Consider the following 14,752-nt stretch of genomic DNA (forward strand, 5'->3'; position numbering starts at 1 on the left):
TCCATGACCTACATCGTGAACGACAGCTGCATTGCATGCAAATATACCGACTGCGTCGAGGTATGCCCGGTTGACTGTTTTTACGAAGGTGAAAACATGCTGGTGATCCATCCCGATGAATGCATCGACTGCGGCGTGTGTGAACCCGAATGCCCCGCAGATGCGATTCGCCCGGATACCGAACCGGACATGGAAAAGTGGGTCGAGTTCAACCGCAAGTATTCGGAGCTTTGGCCGGTCATCATCACCAAGAAAGATCCGCTGCCCACCGCAGAAGAACGCGATGGTGAGACCGGAAAGCTCGAAAAATACTTCTCCGAAAACCCGGGCGAGGGCGGCTGATTCGGCGGTTTTCAACGGTATTGGGACGCAACAGTCTCATTTTATTAGAAGAATTCTGAAATGACGTTACGGCAGCTTTCGCCGGGACGAATTTTGTGATATAAGAGTCGTGCAAACTAACGACGGAACTGCTTTCCGCCCTGTCTCCCCGTGGGACACGGACCTGAAATAATCGGCATGAACGCACTGGATCGCGCAGCATTGCTGCTTCGCCTCTTGTGTGGTTTTGACTGTCGAAAGTAGGGGCAAGCGCCGTCAGCTGAGGAATAGTGAATGACAAAATCGAAGAAACTTGATTTCCGCCCCAACGAATTCGTCGTCTACCCGGCCCACGGTGTGGGCCAGATACTCTCGATTGAAGAGCAGGAAGTCGCGGGTCTCTCCCTTGAGCTTTTTGTGATTTCTTTTGAGAAAGACAAGATGACGCTGCGGGTGCCGACGCATAAGGCGACGGAAATCGGAATGCGCGCATTGAGCAGCCCCGATGTAATCTCGCATGCGATGCGGACGCTCAAGGGCAAGGCCAAGGTCAAACGCGCCATGTGGTCGCGCCGCGCACAGGAATATGAGCAAAAGATCAATTCCGGTGATCTGATCGCGATTGCCGAAGTGGTGCGCGATTTGCACCGCACCGACGATCAGCGCGAGCAGAGCTATTCCGAGCGCCAGCTTTACGAAGCAGCGCTTGAGCGTCTGACCCGTGAAGTCGCGGCCGTCAGCGGTGGCGACGAGCTTGCCGCCTCCAAACAGGTCGGTGACGTTCTGGAAAGCCGCGTCGCCGCCTGAACGCAGCCAAGGCTACTGTTGAAAACCGCGCCCGTGCCGGCGCGGTTTTTTCATGGGGTGGCCACAATGAAGGTGAGCAAGACCAGCAATTCGGTGATCACCTGCGTGGCCCCGAGGACATCTCCTGTATGGCCACCGATTTTGTGTTGCGTGAGTTTTATGGCCCCGAAAACAAGGCCCGCACCAAGCGCCAGCGCGACAAGGACGACAGGCCCTGACAGAACCGCACCCAGCAAGACCGCAATGCACAGGCCCGCGAACACATGTGGCATTGCCGGTCGACCGACGCTGTGCGACAGCCCATCGCCACGCGCATGTGGGACATGGCGCATGATCACGGGCATCGCGGCGCGTGACAAACAAGCGGCGACGATCACCGGGGCTATCCCCGCAGGCAGCAGAACCGCAAGAGCAGCCCATCGCAGCCCGCTTGTCACGATCAGTGACAGGGTGCCATAGGTTCCGATCTGGCTGTCTTTCATGATCTCAAGGCGGCGGTCGCGATCAAACCCGCCCCAAAAACCGTCTGCCGTGTCGGCGAGGCCATCTTCGTGCATGGCGCCCGTGCTCAGCATCAAAGCTGCGAGTGTCAAACCGGCGGCGATGCCTACAGGCAGCCCGGCCCACAGGGCCGCGGCGCCGACGCCCCCTGCGATCAGACCCAGCGTTGCCCCGACAAGCGGATAAGCCCAGACACTGCGCGCACTTCGCTCAAATGCAGCGGCCGGCAGAGCGGGCATGGGCAGGCGTGACAGCAGACAAAAGGCGACCCCGATCTCGCGCACGAAAGACGGGATCATGTCGGTTTTCATGCGCCTGCGGCCTCTTCACATCTTGCTGGTTGCGTCCCTTGGGGTAAAGAGGACGCAACAATCATGCAACGGGGTTCTCTGATGACGGCTGCTTTTTCCACCCTTGATGAGGTCCGCGATATCCTGCGTGCGCTCCCCGAAAGTGATGCTGAGAGCATTGACGATGCGGCTGCGCGTAATGGGCAGTTGACCAAACCCCCCGGTGCCTTGGGCCGTCTGGAAGCTCTGGCGATCTGGTATGCAGGCTGGCGCGGCGTTGCGACGCCACGCATTGAGACCCCGCAGATCATCGTTTTTGCGGGCAACCATGGGATCGCTGCGCAAGGTGTGTCGGCCTTTCCGGCGGAAGTGACGGCGCAGATGGTGCTGAATTTCCAGCATGGCGGGGCGGCGATCAATCAGTTGGCGGCGACATTCGGCGCCAAGCTGGACGTGCACGCGCTGGCACTTGAGCAACCCACGGCGGATTTCACTCAAGCCCCCGCGATGTCGGAGGCTGAGGTGATCGACGCGCTCCATACGGGTTGGCAGGCGGTCGATGCGGCGGCGGATGTCCTGATCGTCGGAGAGATGGGGATCGGCAACACGACCTGCGCCGCTGCCCTTGCCGCTGCCTGTTTCGGGGGCGCACCTGCCGACTGGGTGGGGCGCGGCACGGGGGTCGATGACGCGGGTCTGGCCATCAAGCAGCGGGTTGTGGCCGAAGGTCTGGCGCGGCACGCAACGGTGCATGACGGTCTGGAGAAGCTGCGCTGTCTGGGCGGGCGTGAAGTTGCCGCAATGGCGGGTGCCATCCTGCGGGCGCGTGTGCTGCGGATCCCGGTGCTGCTGGATGGGTTCATCTGCTGCGCGGCGGCGGGCAGTTTGATGCATACGGCACCGGATGCGCTGGAACATTGCGTGGCGGGGCATTTGAGCGCCGAAGGGTCACACGACCGGCTGTTGCAGGCCATCGGGAAACCGCCCTTGCTCTCCCTGGGCCTTCGCCTTGGGGAGGCCTCTGGCGCGGCTTTGTCCCTGGCGGTGCTGCAAGGGGCCGTTGCCTGCCTCAGCGGCATGGCAACCTTTGCCGAAGCAGGCGTTGCCGACGGATGAGCCGGGCTGAGGGCTCAACCGTCGGTGTTTTTTGCGGAGATTGAGCGGCTTAAAATGGCAGTTTCCAACTCCTTTTGCAGCTCTTTGGCCCGCGCGACATAGGCGGGGTTCTGACTGGCGGGCCGCGACGGGTCCCAAAGATCGGCCAGCTGCCGTATCGTTTTGCGGTCGTGATGGTAGAATACACGCTCTGCTTCGGCGGCTTCGAACTCGCTCAAGCCCACGTTTTCAAGCACATACCGGCCTGCGCGCAGGGAGCTGTCGAACATTTCACGCACAATGTCGCTGGCCCCGGCCTGAAACAGGCGATAGACGAATGTGCGGTCCCGGGCGCGCGCGATGATGTGCAAATCCGGCCGGATACTGCGGGCGTATTTCACCAGTTTTATTGACGCCTCAGGATCATCCAGCGCCACAACCAGCACCTTGGCACTGTCGATCCCGGCAGCGCGCAGAATATCGGGCCGGTTGGGGTCCCCCAGAAACCCTTTGTATCCAAAGCGGCGCATGACGGCGATGGTTTCCATATCCTGATCGAGGACGACGGTTTTGAATCCGTTCGCCTGCACCAATCGGTTGACGATCTGCCCAAAGCGCCCGACACCCGCGATGATGACGGGGCCTTGTTCATCGATTTCATCGTCGGGATGCTGCTCGACCTGTTCTTCCATGCGGCGCGACAGGACATCATAGATGATAAAGAGCAGCGGCGTGATCAGCATCGACAGTGCGATGACCAGCAACAGCGTTTCGGCAATCTCAAGCGGGATGACGTTTTGCTGCACCGAAAAAGAAGTCAGAACAAAGCCGAATTCGCCCGCCTGTGCGAGGCCAAGGGCAAAGAGCCACTGGTCGCGCCCCTTCAGCTTGAACGCCCAGCCGAGAACAAACAGGATCAGACCTTTGACGATAATGACCAGCAGCGCCATGGAAAGGATGGCTGGCGTGTTGTCAAAAAGCAGCGGGAAGTTGATCCCCGCGCCAACCGTGATGAAAAACAGCCCCAGCAGCAGACCTTTGAAGGGTTCAAGATCGCTCTCAAGCTCATGGCGGAATTCGGAATTCGCCAGAACCACACCCGCCAGAAAGGCACCAAGTGCAGGGGACAGGCCCACAAGCGTCATCAGAAATGAAATCCCCACGACAATCAGGAGCGCGAGCGCTGTATACATCTCGCGCAGGCGCGCGGCGTGGATAAAGCGAAAGAGGGGCCGCGTCAGGTAGACACCCGCAAAGATGACGGCGGCAATGGCGCCGATCGTCACCAGCGTGACACCCCAGGCGGGCAAGCCGTCAACCAGAGACAGGGAATGATGTGCATCCCCGCCGGCATGGCTGGTTGCGGTCACTATGATCGAGCCATCCTGCGCGATCTGCAGGGGGATCGTGACGACGAGCAGGGGCAAAAAGGCCAGCATGGGAATGACCGCGATATCCTGTGCCAACAGCACGGAGAACACGTTGCGGCCCCCATTCGTCTGCATCAGCCCTTTTTCGGACAGTGTTTGAAGCACAATCGCGGTTGAACTCAGCGACAGGCTCAGCCCGATGGCCAGTGCCACGCCCCACGGCTGGTCGTAGGCCATGGCGATGCCCATGAGTGCGAGCGTACTCAGCGCCACTTGCAATCCCCCAAGGCCAAGCAACCGGTTGCGCATGTCCCACAGGGCGCGCGGTTCAAGTTCGAGACCGATCAGAAACAGCATGACGACGACGCCGAACTCGGCAAAATGCTGCAAGTCCTGCGTTTCGGCGCCCACCAGCCCGAGCACCGGGCCGATGATGATGCCTGCCGCAATGTACCCCAGCACCGAACCCAGGCCCAGGCGGGCCGCAATTGGAACGGCAATCACGGCGGCGGCCAGATAGATGGACGCCTGATAAAGGAAGCCTTCCATTGCGTTTACGTCTCCCGTCCGGTCACATGGGCAGCGGACCGTCGGTCTTCAACTGATCCATTACGATTTGGCTGTGCACGCGTGCAATTGTAGGGTGAAATAGTAAAACATCCTGTATCAAATGATTGAAATCGGGCAAATCGGCGCAATAAACGCGCAAAAGATAGTCGGCGTCCCCGGTCATTGTCCATGCGTCAACGATCTGAGGGGTCGTGTTGATCAGCCGCGCAAATGCATTGGCCTGTTCCGCACCATGGCTGGCAAGGTGCACCTGCACGAACCCTTGCACCGCAAGACCCAGTCGCCGTGGATCCAGGCGCGCAACATAGGATTTGATGTATCCTTCGCTTTCCAGCCGTTGACGGCGTCGGCCCGCCTGACTGTTGGACAGATGCAACAAATCCCCCAGTTGCTGCGCCGTCAACTGCGCGTCGCGCTGCAAGGCAGCCAAGAGTTTCAAATCAATGCTGTCCAGCATGATGCACAACCTCCGCATAAGTTGGCCCTATGATGCGGTGTTCTTGCAAAAATAGCGAGTGCGACCCTGAAATTCGCGCAATCATTGCGGCAAGAAACTGCTAAATTTTGCCTTCATAGGCGTAATCATGCGCAAAATCCGCAAGGAGAACTGGAAATGGGTCCTTTCCCGCACAATGCCCCGAAATCGCAGATCACGGAGGAAAACCCGGTAGGCACAGATGGGTTTGAGTTTGTGGAATTTTCGCACCCTGAGCCCGAGGCGCTGCGCAGACTTTTTGCGCAGATGGGATATCGCCATGTAGCGACGCATAAGACGCGTCAGATCGAGCTTTGGCAGCAAGGCGACATTACCTACGTGCTGAACGCGGACCCGGACAGTTTCGCCGCCGGCTTTGTTCAGGATCACGGACCCTGTGCGCCGTCCATGGGCTGGCGCGTGGCGGATGCGCAGGTGGCGTTTGATCATGCGGTTTCCAAAGGGGCCGTGCCTTATGAGGGCAGTGGCAAGGTGCTGGATGTGCCAGCGATCATCGGGATCGGTGGGTCGCTGTTGTATTTTGTCGACCAGTATCACGACACCAGCCCCTACAACGCTGAATATGATTGGCTGCAGCCTTCAAAACCGGCGGGTGTCGGGTTCTATTATCTCGATCACCTGACCCATAATGTCCACAAGGGCAATATGGATAAATGGTTCCGATTCTACCGTGATCTGTTCAATTTCCGCGAGGTTCGGTTCTTTGACATCGAAGGGAAATATACCGGCCTGCTGAGCCGGGCGCTGACGTCCCCCTGCGGGCGCATCCGTATCCCGATCAATGAAGACCGCGGCGAGACCGGGCAGATCGTCTCTTACCTCAGGAAGTATAAGGGTGAGGGCATTCAGCATATCGCCGTGGGTGCGCATGATATCTATGACAGCACCGACGCGATTGCCGTGCGGGGTGTGAAATTCATGCCCGGCCCTCCCGACAGCTATTACGCCTTGAGCCACGAGCGTGTCGCCGGCCATGAAGAGCCAATCGACCGGATGAAGGCGCACGGCATCCTCATTGATGGCGAAGGGGTCGTGGATGGTGGCGAAACCAAGATCCTGCTTCAGATCTTTTCCAAAACCGTGATCGGCCCGATCTTTTTCGAGTTCATTCAGCGCAAGGGCGACGATGGCTTTGGGGAGGGCAATTTCAAAGCGCTGTTCGAGAGCATCGAACAGGAACAGATCGCAATCGGAGAGATCGCCGCAGAATAACGCCCCCGGGTCAGCCGCGCGGCATTTTCAACACGATCGCGCGGCCGCTTTTCTGATACCGCAGTTCCGCATCGCCAATGGCGGATACCCGGCCACCGTCGATGCTGTCCCCGACCTCAACCTTGCGATAGCGGCCATTGCTGAGCCGCACCAGCGCGCGTCTGCTGGAGGGTTTGCCATAGACACCGATCAGGTTGACCTTGCGCAGATTGATCGCGTTGCGCACGGTCGCTTCCTTGCTGGCCGAAGCGCTGGAGGGTATCTTTGGGGCGACCACGCGGGGCGCGACACTGGCGGCCGAGGCGGTTGTGACCGCCGAAGCTCTGGGTGCAGGCGTTGCGCTCTGGATTTTTGCAACGGTAGCACTGAAATCCCTTGGCCGGACATCCGGTCGCAACGACGCGGCGACTGCCCGTGCGGTGGCGCCGTCAAAATCTTCGGTGGATTGCTGTGTGATCAGGGCCTGCCCACCCGCATTGTCCAGCGACACGAGACTTGCGGCGGCCAGTGCGTTCTCCTGTGCGGACTGGGGCCGCAGCTGTGGTCTGTATTCTCCGAGTTCCTCGCGTGTCAGGCCGCTATAGGTCGCGCGTTCCGTCGTTTCGATCAGATCCGTGGGGCGGACCTGTGGGCGGAAACTGGCCAGTCGCAACCGTGTTGCGAGGTCCTCGCCGGGGTCTTCGACACGCAACAGGTTTGAAGGCTGGCGCACCGCAGGGGCCCCTGCAAAGATACGGATGCCATCGGGGTTCATGCTGCCTTCGGGTGTGGCAATCACCATGCCGTTTTCATCCAGATCGAACGTCGTGCCGGCAGGCGCGGGGGACGCGGGCGCGAGGAAACTCTGATCACTGGGCGATCCGCCAAGCGCGGGCAGGGCGACCGCGTCAAAGTTCGGATTAATCGGGTCGATGCTGGTGATATACAGGTCTTCGAGACCGACGAGCGGAGGCGGGCTTGGCACCTCGGGGGCAAGGGGCCAGATGCCGCTGTCCGCATAATCCGCGCGCAATTGGTCTTCGGTAAGGGCGGGAGCCGGCGTTGGGGCGGGGGCCGGCGGAAGGGCAGGCGCCACATCTGTTTCATCGGCAGCGCGCAGCGCATCCAGAACGGCGGCATCTTCATCCGTGAGGTCGCGGTTCAGCGAGGCGAGGCTAACACTGCTTTCGGGTTGTTCGAGCTTTTCTTCGGCAAGGGGGGCCTGTTCCACAATCGGTGTGGTGAACTGCGCGGTCGGCTTTGGCGTGGAGAGGCGTGCAATCAATGTGCTGAGGCCGCCGCCAAACGCACCACTGGAAAAGGCGGCGAAACCGGCAAAGAGCACAACAAAAACCGCAACAAGAAGGCCGACAGAACCAAAACGGTTTGACAGCCTGTTACCGCTTCTTGCACCAAATACTGTCAAACGCTCCGCTTCGTTGTTCGGTTTTCTCACGGCTGTAGGGCGCGGTTGTACGGACGCAGGCTTCTTGGGCTGGGGTGCGTCGAAGGATGCGGGGGGCTCGGCAAACCCGGGCGAAACACTGGCCTCGCCCTGGACAAACCCCGCCGTGACACTCGGGTCAGGAGGGTCGGTGCGAAAGGTCGGCACCGTGCGACGGCTGACAAAGCTCGGCCCCGGTGTCGGTGTATCAACGACATCCGGGATCTCGGCCATGGTGTCCGGGACGATTTGCGGTGGGGTTTCCACGATGTGGATGACTGCCTCGTCCCGCGCGACATCTTGCCCCGGTTCAAGCAGCCTCTGCGCGGCGTTGGTCAGACCGAAAAACGGCTCTCGCTGAAAACTGTCGACGATCGGGATGGCCACGAAACTGACCGGAGCAAAGCCATGTTCGATGGCAAAGGCTTCGGCTTCTTTCAGGGTTTCGCGGGCAACGGCGGCGATCTGCGTGGTATCACCGTCCGCTTCCACATCAATGATGAGTTCTGAAACCGCGTATGGCGTCGCCCCTTCCAGCGCACGATCTGCCGCGCTGCGCCTTTCCGCATCCTCCAGTCCCGGCGTTTCAATGGCCATATAGCGGATCTGATCATTGGGGATGACGAGCTTGCAGAGCAATTCGCCGCTGATCAGTGCTGAGGCTCTGCGCTGCAGGCCCGCGAGATCTTCGCCCAGGCTCTCGGAGGCCGGGTCCGCTTCGCCAATGCTGCGCCAGCCCGCTGCCGTGCGATGCAGCAGAAGGATACCGTCGTGGGACAGGGACAATGCAAAATTCGGTCTCATGGCGTGCGTGTTACCTGAAAAAGGAGTTGGCCTGTAGTCACGGGACGACATTTACCATGATAAAGCAGGTCTTTGCCGAGGGAAAGTAAAACGGTGCACGCTCTTGTCATATGGCGACGGTAGGGTCATGTTTTTCGCAGAAACAGACGGAGGCTCTGGATGAAACAGTTGATTGTTGCACTTGCGTGGATCTTGGCGACGGCCCCGCCTCTTTTGGCGGAGACGGACCGCGTCATTACCACGACGGGTCAAGGGGCTGTCGACATGGCCCCTGACATGGCGACGCTGAACGTCGGGGTGACCAATCAGGCGCCGCTGGCTGGTGATGCGTTGCGCCTGACGTCCGAAGCGGTTGCGGCCGTTCTTGCACAACTGGGCGAGGCGGGAATTGAACCACGCGACATGCAAACGCAGGGTGTCAACCTGCGCCCCGTCTGGAACCGCAACAACCCGGATAATGAGCCCCCCCGTATTACCGGATTCGTGGCGCAAAACGTGCTGACCATCCGCGTGCGCGACCTTGATGCGCTCGGCGGTATTCTGGATCGGGTGGTGGAGGATGGGGCCAACACCTTCAACGGATTGCAGTTTTCCGTGCAGGACCCGAAACCTGCCATGGCAAGGGCACGTCAGGATGCGGTCCGGGATGCCATCGCCAAGGCCGAGCAATTGGCCGAAGCGGCGGGCGTCGTATTGGGACCGGTGCAGACGATATCAGAAAGCGGTGGTGGCAGTCGGCCCTCGATTTTCAATATGGCCGCTGCACGGCAGGCATCGGATGTGCCTGTTGCCGCAGGGGAAGTCAGCCTGACGTCGCAGGTGTCCATGGTGTTCCGGATACTGGACGAAAACGGTTGAGGATAAAAAGAAAGGGCCGCGCGCGGCCGCCCTTTCCCGGCAAATTCATGCTTTTCAGCTGGTGGCCTTGGCAAGCGCCTGATCCAGATCGGCGATCAGGTCGTCGGCGTCCTCGGTCCCGATGGATATACGCACAACGCCCGGCCCGGCCCCTGCCGCCTCCTGCTGCTCTTGGGTCAACTGGCGGTGCGTGGTGGACGCCGAATGCGTCACGATGGATCGTGTATCACCCAGATTTGCCACATGGCTGAAGACTTCAAGCGCGTTCACGAACTTGATGCAGGCTTCATAGCCGCCCTTGATCGCAAAGGTGAACAGGCCGCCCGCACCCTTTGGGCAAATCCTTTTCACCCGGTCATGGTAGGGCGATGACGGCAGGCCCGCGTAGGTCACGTAGTCGACCCGCGGGTCTTTTTCCAGCCACTTGGTGATCGTCTCCGCGTTCTCCACGTGACGGTCCATCCGCAGCGACAGCGTTTCTGTCCCCATCAATGTGTAATGCGCGGCTTGCGGGTTCATGGTCATCCCGAGGTCGCGCAGGCCGATGGCAATCGAGTGGAAGGTAAACGCCAGCGGGCCAAAGGTTTCGTGGAATTTCAGCCCGTGATAGGCCGGTTCCGGCTGGCTCAGCGACGGGAATTTGTCATTGGCAGACCAGTCGAATTTGCCCGAATCCACGATGCAGCCGCCCGTCACCGTGCCGTTGCCTGTCAGGTATTTCGTGGTGGAGTGCACAACCAGCGTCGCACCATGTTCGATCGGGCGACACAGATATGGCGTGGCGGATGTGTTATCCACGATCAGCGGAATGCCCGCCGCGTCAGATATCTTGGAAATCGCATCGAGATCGGTGATATATCCGCCCGGATTGGCAATCGCCTCGCAGAACACCGCGCGGGTGTCGTCGTTGATCGCGGCCTTGACGGCGTCCAGATCGTCGAAATCGACAAAGGTGCATTCCCAGCCAAACCGCTTGATCGTGTGGCTGAACTGCGTGACCGTGCCGCCGTAAAGACGGGTTGACGCCACCACGTTCTTGCCTGGCCCCATCAGGGGAAACAGCGCCATGATCTGGGCCGCATGGCCAGAGGAACAGCAGGCTGCACCCACGCCCCCTTCGAGGGTTGCAATCCGCTCCTGCAGCACCGCAACCGTCGGGTTGGTCAGCCGGGAATAGATGAATCCGACTTCCTGCAGGTTGAACAGGGCCGCTGCGTGGTCGGTGTCGCGAAAGACATAGGCGGTTGTCTGGTAAATGGGCGTCTGCCGTGCACCTGTTGCAGGGTCCGGACGCGCGCCGGCGTGAATCTGCAACGTGTCAAAGCCGTAGCTGGGACCTTCTGGGTCTGTCATCGTGGGTTCTCCTGAGGACTTGATTTGCCACATGGTTATGGCAAGCCGCACAAGGGTACAAGGGTCGCGCGCCCAGGCCGCCACATCCGCAACCCTCTGCGTGTTGGTATCCGGTGCGCGCCCGATCGCGCGATGACAGGAGGCGGGGTGGCAAGGGTGCGCAAGGCATCCTGTCCCGAGAGGGTCGGCATTTGGCCGTGGCCGGGGCATGGCATCCATGGGCAGATCGCTCAGGTCTGGCACGCGGTCTCCCGTGCCGGGCACACCAAAGCGTCATGGGCAAAAAAACGACCCCATCCACGGCTTCGTGAAATCAAGGATTTCAACGCGTTAAGCGATATGCGACGGTTGCGGCACTTCGCCAGACGCTACACAGGACGTCCCATGCCCAGTTTGCCCGATTTCCGCCTTGAGACCCATTTCGCCAAATGGGAGTTTACCGCGCAGTACCATCTGACGGCTTCGGATGCGGAAAGCATTTCTTTGCGTGACCTTCTTGCCATGGCCTCGGATGAGGACCGCGTGGCATTCGAAGAGATGTGGCTTGGGTACACGGAGACCTTTGGCGCGCCGGACCTGCGCGCGCGGATTGCGCAGACTTATGCAGGGCAGGGAGCGGACAACATCCTGTGTTTTGCCGGGGCCAGTGAGGGAATTTTTGCGGCCAATTCGGTCCTGCTGGACAAGGACAGCCATGCCATCGTCGTGACCCCGAACTATCAGTCCCACGAGACGCTGCCGGTTACGATCTGCAGTGCCACGGGCGTCCCGCTTGACCCGGATGATGGCTGGTCCCTCGATATCGACCGGGTGGCCGCTGCCATCCGACCCAACACCCGGCTTTTGACGATGAATTTTCCGCATAACCCGACGGGGGCGATCCTGTCGCGCGACCGTTATGACGCATTGATCGCGCTGTGTCGCAAGCATGGCATCTATATTCTGCATGATGAGATCTTTCATGGGCTGGGCCCCAGCGGGACGCAGTTCTTGCCCTTTGTCGCGGATGTCTACGAACGCGGGCTGTCGCTGAATGTGATGTCCAAATCCTATGGCCTGCCGGGGTTGCGGATCGGCTGGATTGCTGCGAAGGACCGCGATGTGCTGGCGCGGATGGAGCGTCTGAAACACTATCTTTCCATCTGCAACTCGGGTCCCAGTGAAAGGCTTGCGATGATTGCGCTTGCGAACCGGCGCGCGTTGCTGGCGCGCAACTGCGCGATTGTCGACGAAAACCTGCCGAAGTGGGATGCGTTTTTTGCGCGCTACCCCGATCTGTTTGACTGGCAGCACCCGGATGGGTCCTGCATGGCATACCCGCGCTACAAAGGTGCAGAGGGCGTGGACAGTTTCGCGCGAAACCTCGTGGAGCAGAGCGGCGTGCTCGTGTTGCCAAGCGCGATCTACGCATCTGATGTCGGCCCCGTGCCGCAGGACCGCTTTCGCATCGGGCTGGGTCGCCGCGGGCTGGACGAAGGGCTGGCGGCGTTCGAGGCATATCTGAACCGAAATGCGTAATCCAACACATCCGCCGCAGGCGGTAGCGGGCATGCTTCAACCATCCTGCGCCCAGATTTCCATCAGTGTCCGGGCGGTTTCGACTGTTTTGTCGGCGTAGATCGCCACTTGAAGCGCTTCCTGACCGTAGTGGTTTGCAAGCGAAATCAACTCTCCACTTTCGATTTCCCGGTGCGCCATGCTGAAAGGCAACCAACCGATGCCCAACCCCTTCAGAACAAGTTCGCGCGTACCACTCGAAAAGGCCGAAACGCTGAACGTGTTTGCGCTGGAACTCGGAATGCCGAAAGGTCTGTTATTCCTGCGCAGCACTTCGCCAAAGTAGCTGTGCTCTGGATAGACGATTGCGGGCGTATGCGCGGGAACCGTGCCGAAATCTGTCACGACAGAGCGCAAGGCCCCACCGACGACGGGCACCAGATAGTCATTTCCCCATACGCCGCGTATGATGTCCGGACCGAATTGAAGCCTGCGCACACTTTCTGCCTGATAGCATAGCAACATGCTTGTATCACCGCGTAGAAACATGGACACGCAGTCGTTCAGATTGCCGGCGCGCAACCGGAACTGCAGGCCGTGCAGCTCTTGCCTCGCGCGCAGGGCCATGTCGGGAAAAGCCGCACATATCGGTGCGTGCTGGGCGGCCAGTTCAACGGTCATCCGCGACTTTTCATAATGCGCAATTTTTGTGCGCAACTCGCGCAAACGAGTCATCAGTGCGCGAATCTCATCTTCGTTGGATATGAGCGCTTCGCTGATCTCAACCCGGTTCATCTTGCGCTCGATAATGTCCGTGCCGAGCCAATCCTCAAACCCGCGAATCCGCCTTGAAAACGCAGGCTGGGTGATGTTTCGGCGCGCCGCAGCCCGAGACATATTGCCTTCCTCCAGCAGCACAAGAACGTCGTCCAGCCATTGAAATTGCATCCGTTTCACCCCTCTGCTCATATCAATCGTATGGGCAGCCATAGAAAAAAGCACTGTTTTTCTGTATGACCCCAGAGGATGCTTTGCCTGAAGGCGATTTGGGCATGGGATGACGGCAATCGAACACGCAATGGTGCAACACGCGACGGAGCCGGCGGATTTGGTGGCAAGCCGCTGCAAGGATCTGGCCGTGCGACTGGCCAAATACCCGCGCGTGACCTTGGGCCACTTCCCAACGCCGCTTGAGCCGATGGACCGCCTCAGCGCATATCTTGGCGGCCCGCGCCTGTGGGTAAAGCGCGACGACTGCACCGGCCTGTCTTCTGGCGGGAACAAGACCAGAAAGCTGGAATACCTGATGGCTGACGCCCAGAAAAGGGGCGCCGACACGATCATTACCCAAGGTGCGACGCAATCCAACCACGCCCGCCAAACGGCCGCAGCGGCGGCGCGGCTGGGGATGGAATGCCATATTCTGCTTGAGGACCGCACCGGGTCAAATGACGACAGTTACACAATGAACGGCAACGTCTTGCTGGACCGTCTGCATGGCGCAAGCGTGTCCAAACGCAGTGGCGGCACGGATATGAATGCCGAAATGCAACTCCTCGCGGATAAATGCCGCAAGGCGGGAAAGACCCCCTATGTCGTTCCCGGTGGCGGATCGAACACGATTGGCGCCTTGGGATACGTCAATTGCGCCCGTGAACTGGTAGAACAATCCATCCGCAAGGGGCTGGACGTTGATGCCCTTGTTCACGCCACCGGCAGCGCAGGCACGCAGGCCGGTCTGGTGACGGGACTTGCCGCGATTGAGAGCGATATTCACCTCCTCGGTATTGGCGTGCGCGCCGCGCAAGAGCAGCAAGAGAGCATGGTGCATGATCTTGCGCAGCGCACGGCGGCCGATCTGGGCGTACCGAATGTGATTTCGCGCCGCAGCGTGCGGGCCAATTGCGACTACGTCGGTCCGGGCTATGGCTTGCCGACGGCTGGTATGATCGGGGCGCTCAAGCTCTTGGCGCAGACGGAAGGGCTTTTGTTCGATCCGGTTTATTCTGGCAAGGGCCTCGACGGGCTGATCGATTTGACCCGCAAGGGCCACTTTGATGGTATGAATAACGTTGTATTCCTGCACACAGGGGGCAGTGCCGCGCTCTTTGGCTACCCCGACACCTTCGGACTGCCCGGCTATGTAACATAAAAA

At 59.9% G+C, this 14,752-nt stretch carries 13 protein-coding genes; 7 read left to right on the forward strand and 6 right to left on the reverse strand.

The window, feature by feature from the left end; translation table 11 throughout:
• The first annotated feature begins 3 nt into the window (after nucleotides 1-3).
• On the forward strand, nucleotides 4-342 hold the full coding sequence (gene fdxA, locus RD1_RS08420) for a ferredoxin FdxA (protein ID WP_011568059.1): 339 nt from the start codon (nucleotides 4-6) through the stop codon (nucleotides 340-342).
• Between the two features lie 273 nt (nucleotides 343-615).
• Complete coding sequence (locus RD1_RS08425; RefSeq protein ID WP_011568060.1) at nucleotides 616-1,128, forward strand: CarD family transcriptional regulator; 513 nt, start codon at nucleotides 616-618, stop codon at nucleotides 1,126-1,128.
• A 50-nt stretch (nucleotides 1,129-1,178) separates the two neighbouring features.
• Here RD1_RS08425 and cobS read toward each other — a convergent pair whose 3' ends face one another.
• The gene (gene cobS, locus RD1_RS08430; protein WP_044033024.1) at nucleotides 1,179-1,940 is read right to left on the reverse strand and encodes an adenosylcobinamide-GDP ribazoletransferase; all 762 of its coding nucleotides are present in this window, start codon (nucleotides 1,938-1,940) and stop codon (nucleotides 1,179-1,181) included.
• 81 nt (nucleotides 1,941-2,021) lie between these two features.
• On the opposite strand from cobS, the gene cobT reads away from it, so the two are divergent.
• Nucleotides 2,022-3,035 carry a nicotinate-nucleotide--dimethylbenzimidazole phosphoribosyltransferase gene (cobT, locus tag RD1_RS08435; protein ID WP_011568062.1) on the forward strand — a complete coding sequence of 338 codons (1,014 nt, stop codon included), beginning with the start codon at nucleotides 2,022-2,024 and terminating at the stop codon, nucleotides 3,033-3,035.
• A gap of 14 nt (nucleotides 3,036-3,049) precedes the next feature.
• Here the strand turns inward: cobT and RD1_RS08440 are convergent, their stop codons facing one another.
• Both RD1_RS08440 and RD1_RS08445 read right to left on the reverse strand, forming a co-directional pair.
• Nucleotides 3,050-4,933: a monovalent cation:proton antiporter-2 (CPA2) family protein gene (locus RD1_RS08440; RefSeq protein WP_011568063.1), complete on the reverse strand. Its 1,884-nt coding sequence runs from the start codon at nucleotides 4,931-4,933 to the stop codon at nucleotides 3,050-3,052.
• Between the two features lie 22 nt (nucleotides 4,934-4,955).
• Nucleotides 4,956-5,411 (reverse strand): Lrp/AsnC family transcriptional regulator, encoded by a 456-nt coding sequence (locus RD1_RS08445; protein WP_011568064.1) that lies wholly within the window; start codon nucleotides 5,409-5,411, stop codon nucleotides 4,956-4,958.
• 156 nt (nucleotides 5,412-5,567) lie between these two features.
• Between RD1_RS08445 and hppD the strand changes: the two genes are divergently transcribed.
• Entirely contained in the window at nucleotides 5,568-6,662 is a 1,095-nt protein-coding gene (gene hppD, locus RD1_RS08450; RefSeq protein ID WP_011568065.1) for a 4-hydroxyphenylpyruvate dioxygenase, read from the forward strand.
• 10 nt (nucleotides 6,663-6,672) lie between these two features.
• Here hppD and RD1_RS08455 read toward each other — a convergent pair whose 3' ends face one another.
• Nucleotides 6,673-8,889, reverse strand: a complete 2,217-nt coding sequence (locus tag RD1_RS08455) for a hypothetical protein (protein WP_044033025.1) — start codon at nucleotides 8,887-8,889, stop codon at nucleotides 6,673-6,675.
• Between the two features lie 159 nt (nucleotides 8,890-9,048).
• On the opposite strand from RD1_RS08455, the gene RD1_RS08460 reads away from it, so the two are divergent.
• Complete coding sequence (locus tag RD1_RS08460) at nucleotides 9,049-9,747, forward strand: SIMPL domain-containing protein (RefSeq protein ID WP_011568068.1); 699 nt, start codon at nucleotides 9,049-9,051, stop codon at nucleotides 9,745-9,747.
• A gap of 54 nt (nucleotides 9,748-9,801) precedes the next feature.
• On the opposite strand, the gene RD1_RS08465 is transcribed toward RD1_RS08460, so the two are convergent.
• Nucleotides 9,802-11,100, reverse strand: coding sequence for an O-acetylhomoserine aminocarboxypropyltransferase/cysteine synthase family protein (locus tag RD1_RS08465; RefSeq protein WP_011568069.1), 1,299 nt, complete (start codon nucleotides 11,098-11,100; stop codon nucleotides 9,802-9,804).
• A 384-nt stretch (nucleotides 11,101-11,484) separates the two neighbouring features.
• Between RD1_RS08465 and RD1_RS08470 the strand changes: the two genes are divergently transcribed.
• Entirely contained in the window at nucleotides 11,485-12,618 is a 1,134-nt protein-coding gene (locus tag RD1_RS08470) for an aminotransferase class I/II-fold pyridoxal phosphate-dependent enzyme (RefSeq protein ID WP_011568070.1), read from the forward strand.
• Between the two features lie 36 nt (nucleotides 12,619-12,654).
• Here RD1_RS08470 and RD1_RS08475 read toward each other — a convergent pair whose 3' ends face one another.
• Nucleotides 12,655-13,545, reverse strand: a complete 891-nt coding sequence (locus RD1_RS08475) for a LysR family transcriptional regulator (RefSeq protein WP_011568071.1) — start codon at nucleotides 13,543-13,545, stop codon at nucleotides 12,655-12,657.
• Nucleotides 13,546-13,654: 109 nt separating this feature from the next.
• Here RD1_RS08475 and RD1_RS08480 point away from each other — a divergent pair, with 109 nt between their 5' ends.
• The gene (locus RD1_RS08480) at nucleotides 13,655-14,749 is read left to right on the forward strand and encodes a D-cysteine desulfhydrase (RefSeq protein WP_044033026.1); all 1,095 of its coding nucleotides are present in this window, start codon (nucleotides 13,655-13,657) and stop codon (nucleotides 14,747-14,749) included.
• Nucleotides 14,750-14,752: the final 3 nt, after the last annotated feature.

The sequence above is a fragment of the Roseobacter denitrificans OCh 114 genome (assembly GCF_000014045.1).
In the GTDB taxonomy this organism is placed as follows: domain Bacteria; phylum Pseudomonadota; class Alphaproteobacteria; order Rhodobacterales; family Rhodobacteraceae; genus Roseobacter; species Roseobacter denitrificans.

Bases quoted from the DNA above. Each gene is read 5' to 3' on its own strand.
- fdxA (WP_011568059.1), top strand. From the start codon at position 4: ATGACCTACATCGTGAACGACAGCTGCATTGCATGCAAATATACCGAC.
- RD1_RS08425 (WP_011568060.1), top strand. From the start codon at position 616: ATGACAAAATCGAAGAAACTTGATTTCCGCCCCAACGAATTCGTCGTC.
- cobS (WP_044033024.1), bottom strand. From the start codon at position 1,940: ATGAAAACCGACATGATCCCGTCTTTCGTGCGCGAGATCGGGGTCGCC.
- cobT (WP_011568062.1), top strand. From the start codon at position 2,022: ATGACGGCTGCTTTTTCCACCCTTGATGAGGTCCGCGATATCCTGCGT.
- RD1_RS08440 (WP_011568063.1), bottom strand. From the start codon at position 4,933: ATGGAAGGCTTCCTTTATCAGGCGTCCATCTATCTGGCCGCCGCCGTG.
- RD1_RS08445 (WP_011568064.1), bottom strand. From the start codon at position 5,411: ATGCTGGACAGCATTGATTTGAAACTCTTGGCTGCCTTGCAGCGCGAC.
- hppD (WP_011568065.1), top strand. From the start codon at position 5,568: ATGGGTCCTTTCCCGCACAATGCCCCGAAATCGCAGATCACGGAGGAA.
- RD1_RS08455 (WP_044033025.1), bottom strand. From the start codon at position 8,889: ATGAGACCGAATTTTGCATTGTCCCTGTCCCACGACGGTATCCTTCTG.
- RD1_RS08460 (WP_011568068.1), top strand. From the start codon at position 9,049: ATGAAACAGTTGATTGTTGCACTTGCGTGGATCTTGGCGACGGCCCCG.
- RD1_RS08465 (WP_011568069.1), bottom strand. From the start codon at position 11,100: ATGACAGACCCAGAAGGTCCCAGCTACGGCTTTGACACGTTGCAGATT.
- RD1_RS08470 (WP_011568070.1), top strand. From the start codon at position 11,485: ATGCCCAGTTTGCCCGATTTCCGCCTTGAGACCCATTTCGCCAAATGG.
- RD1_RS08475 (WP_011568071.1), bottom strand. From the start codon at position 13,545: ATGCAATTTCAATGGCTGGACGACGTTCTTGTGCTGCTGGAGGAAGGC.
- RD1_RS08480 (WP_044033026.1), top strand. From the start codon at position 13,655: ATGACGGCAATCGAACACGCAATGGTGCAACACGCGACGGAGCCGGCG.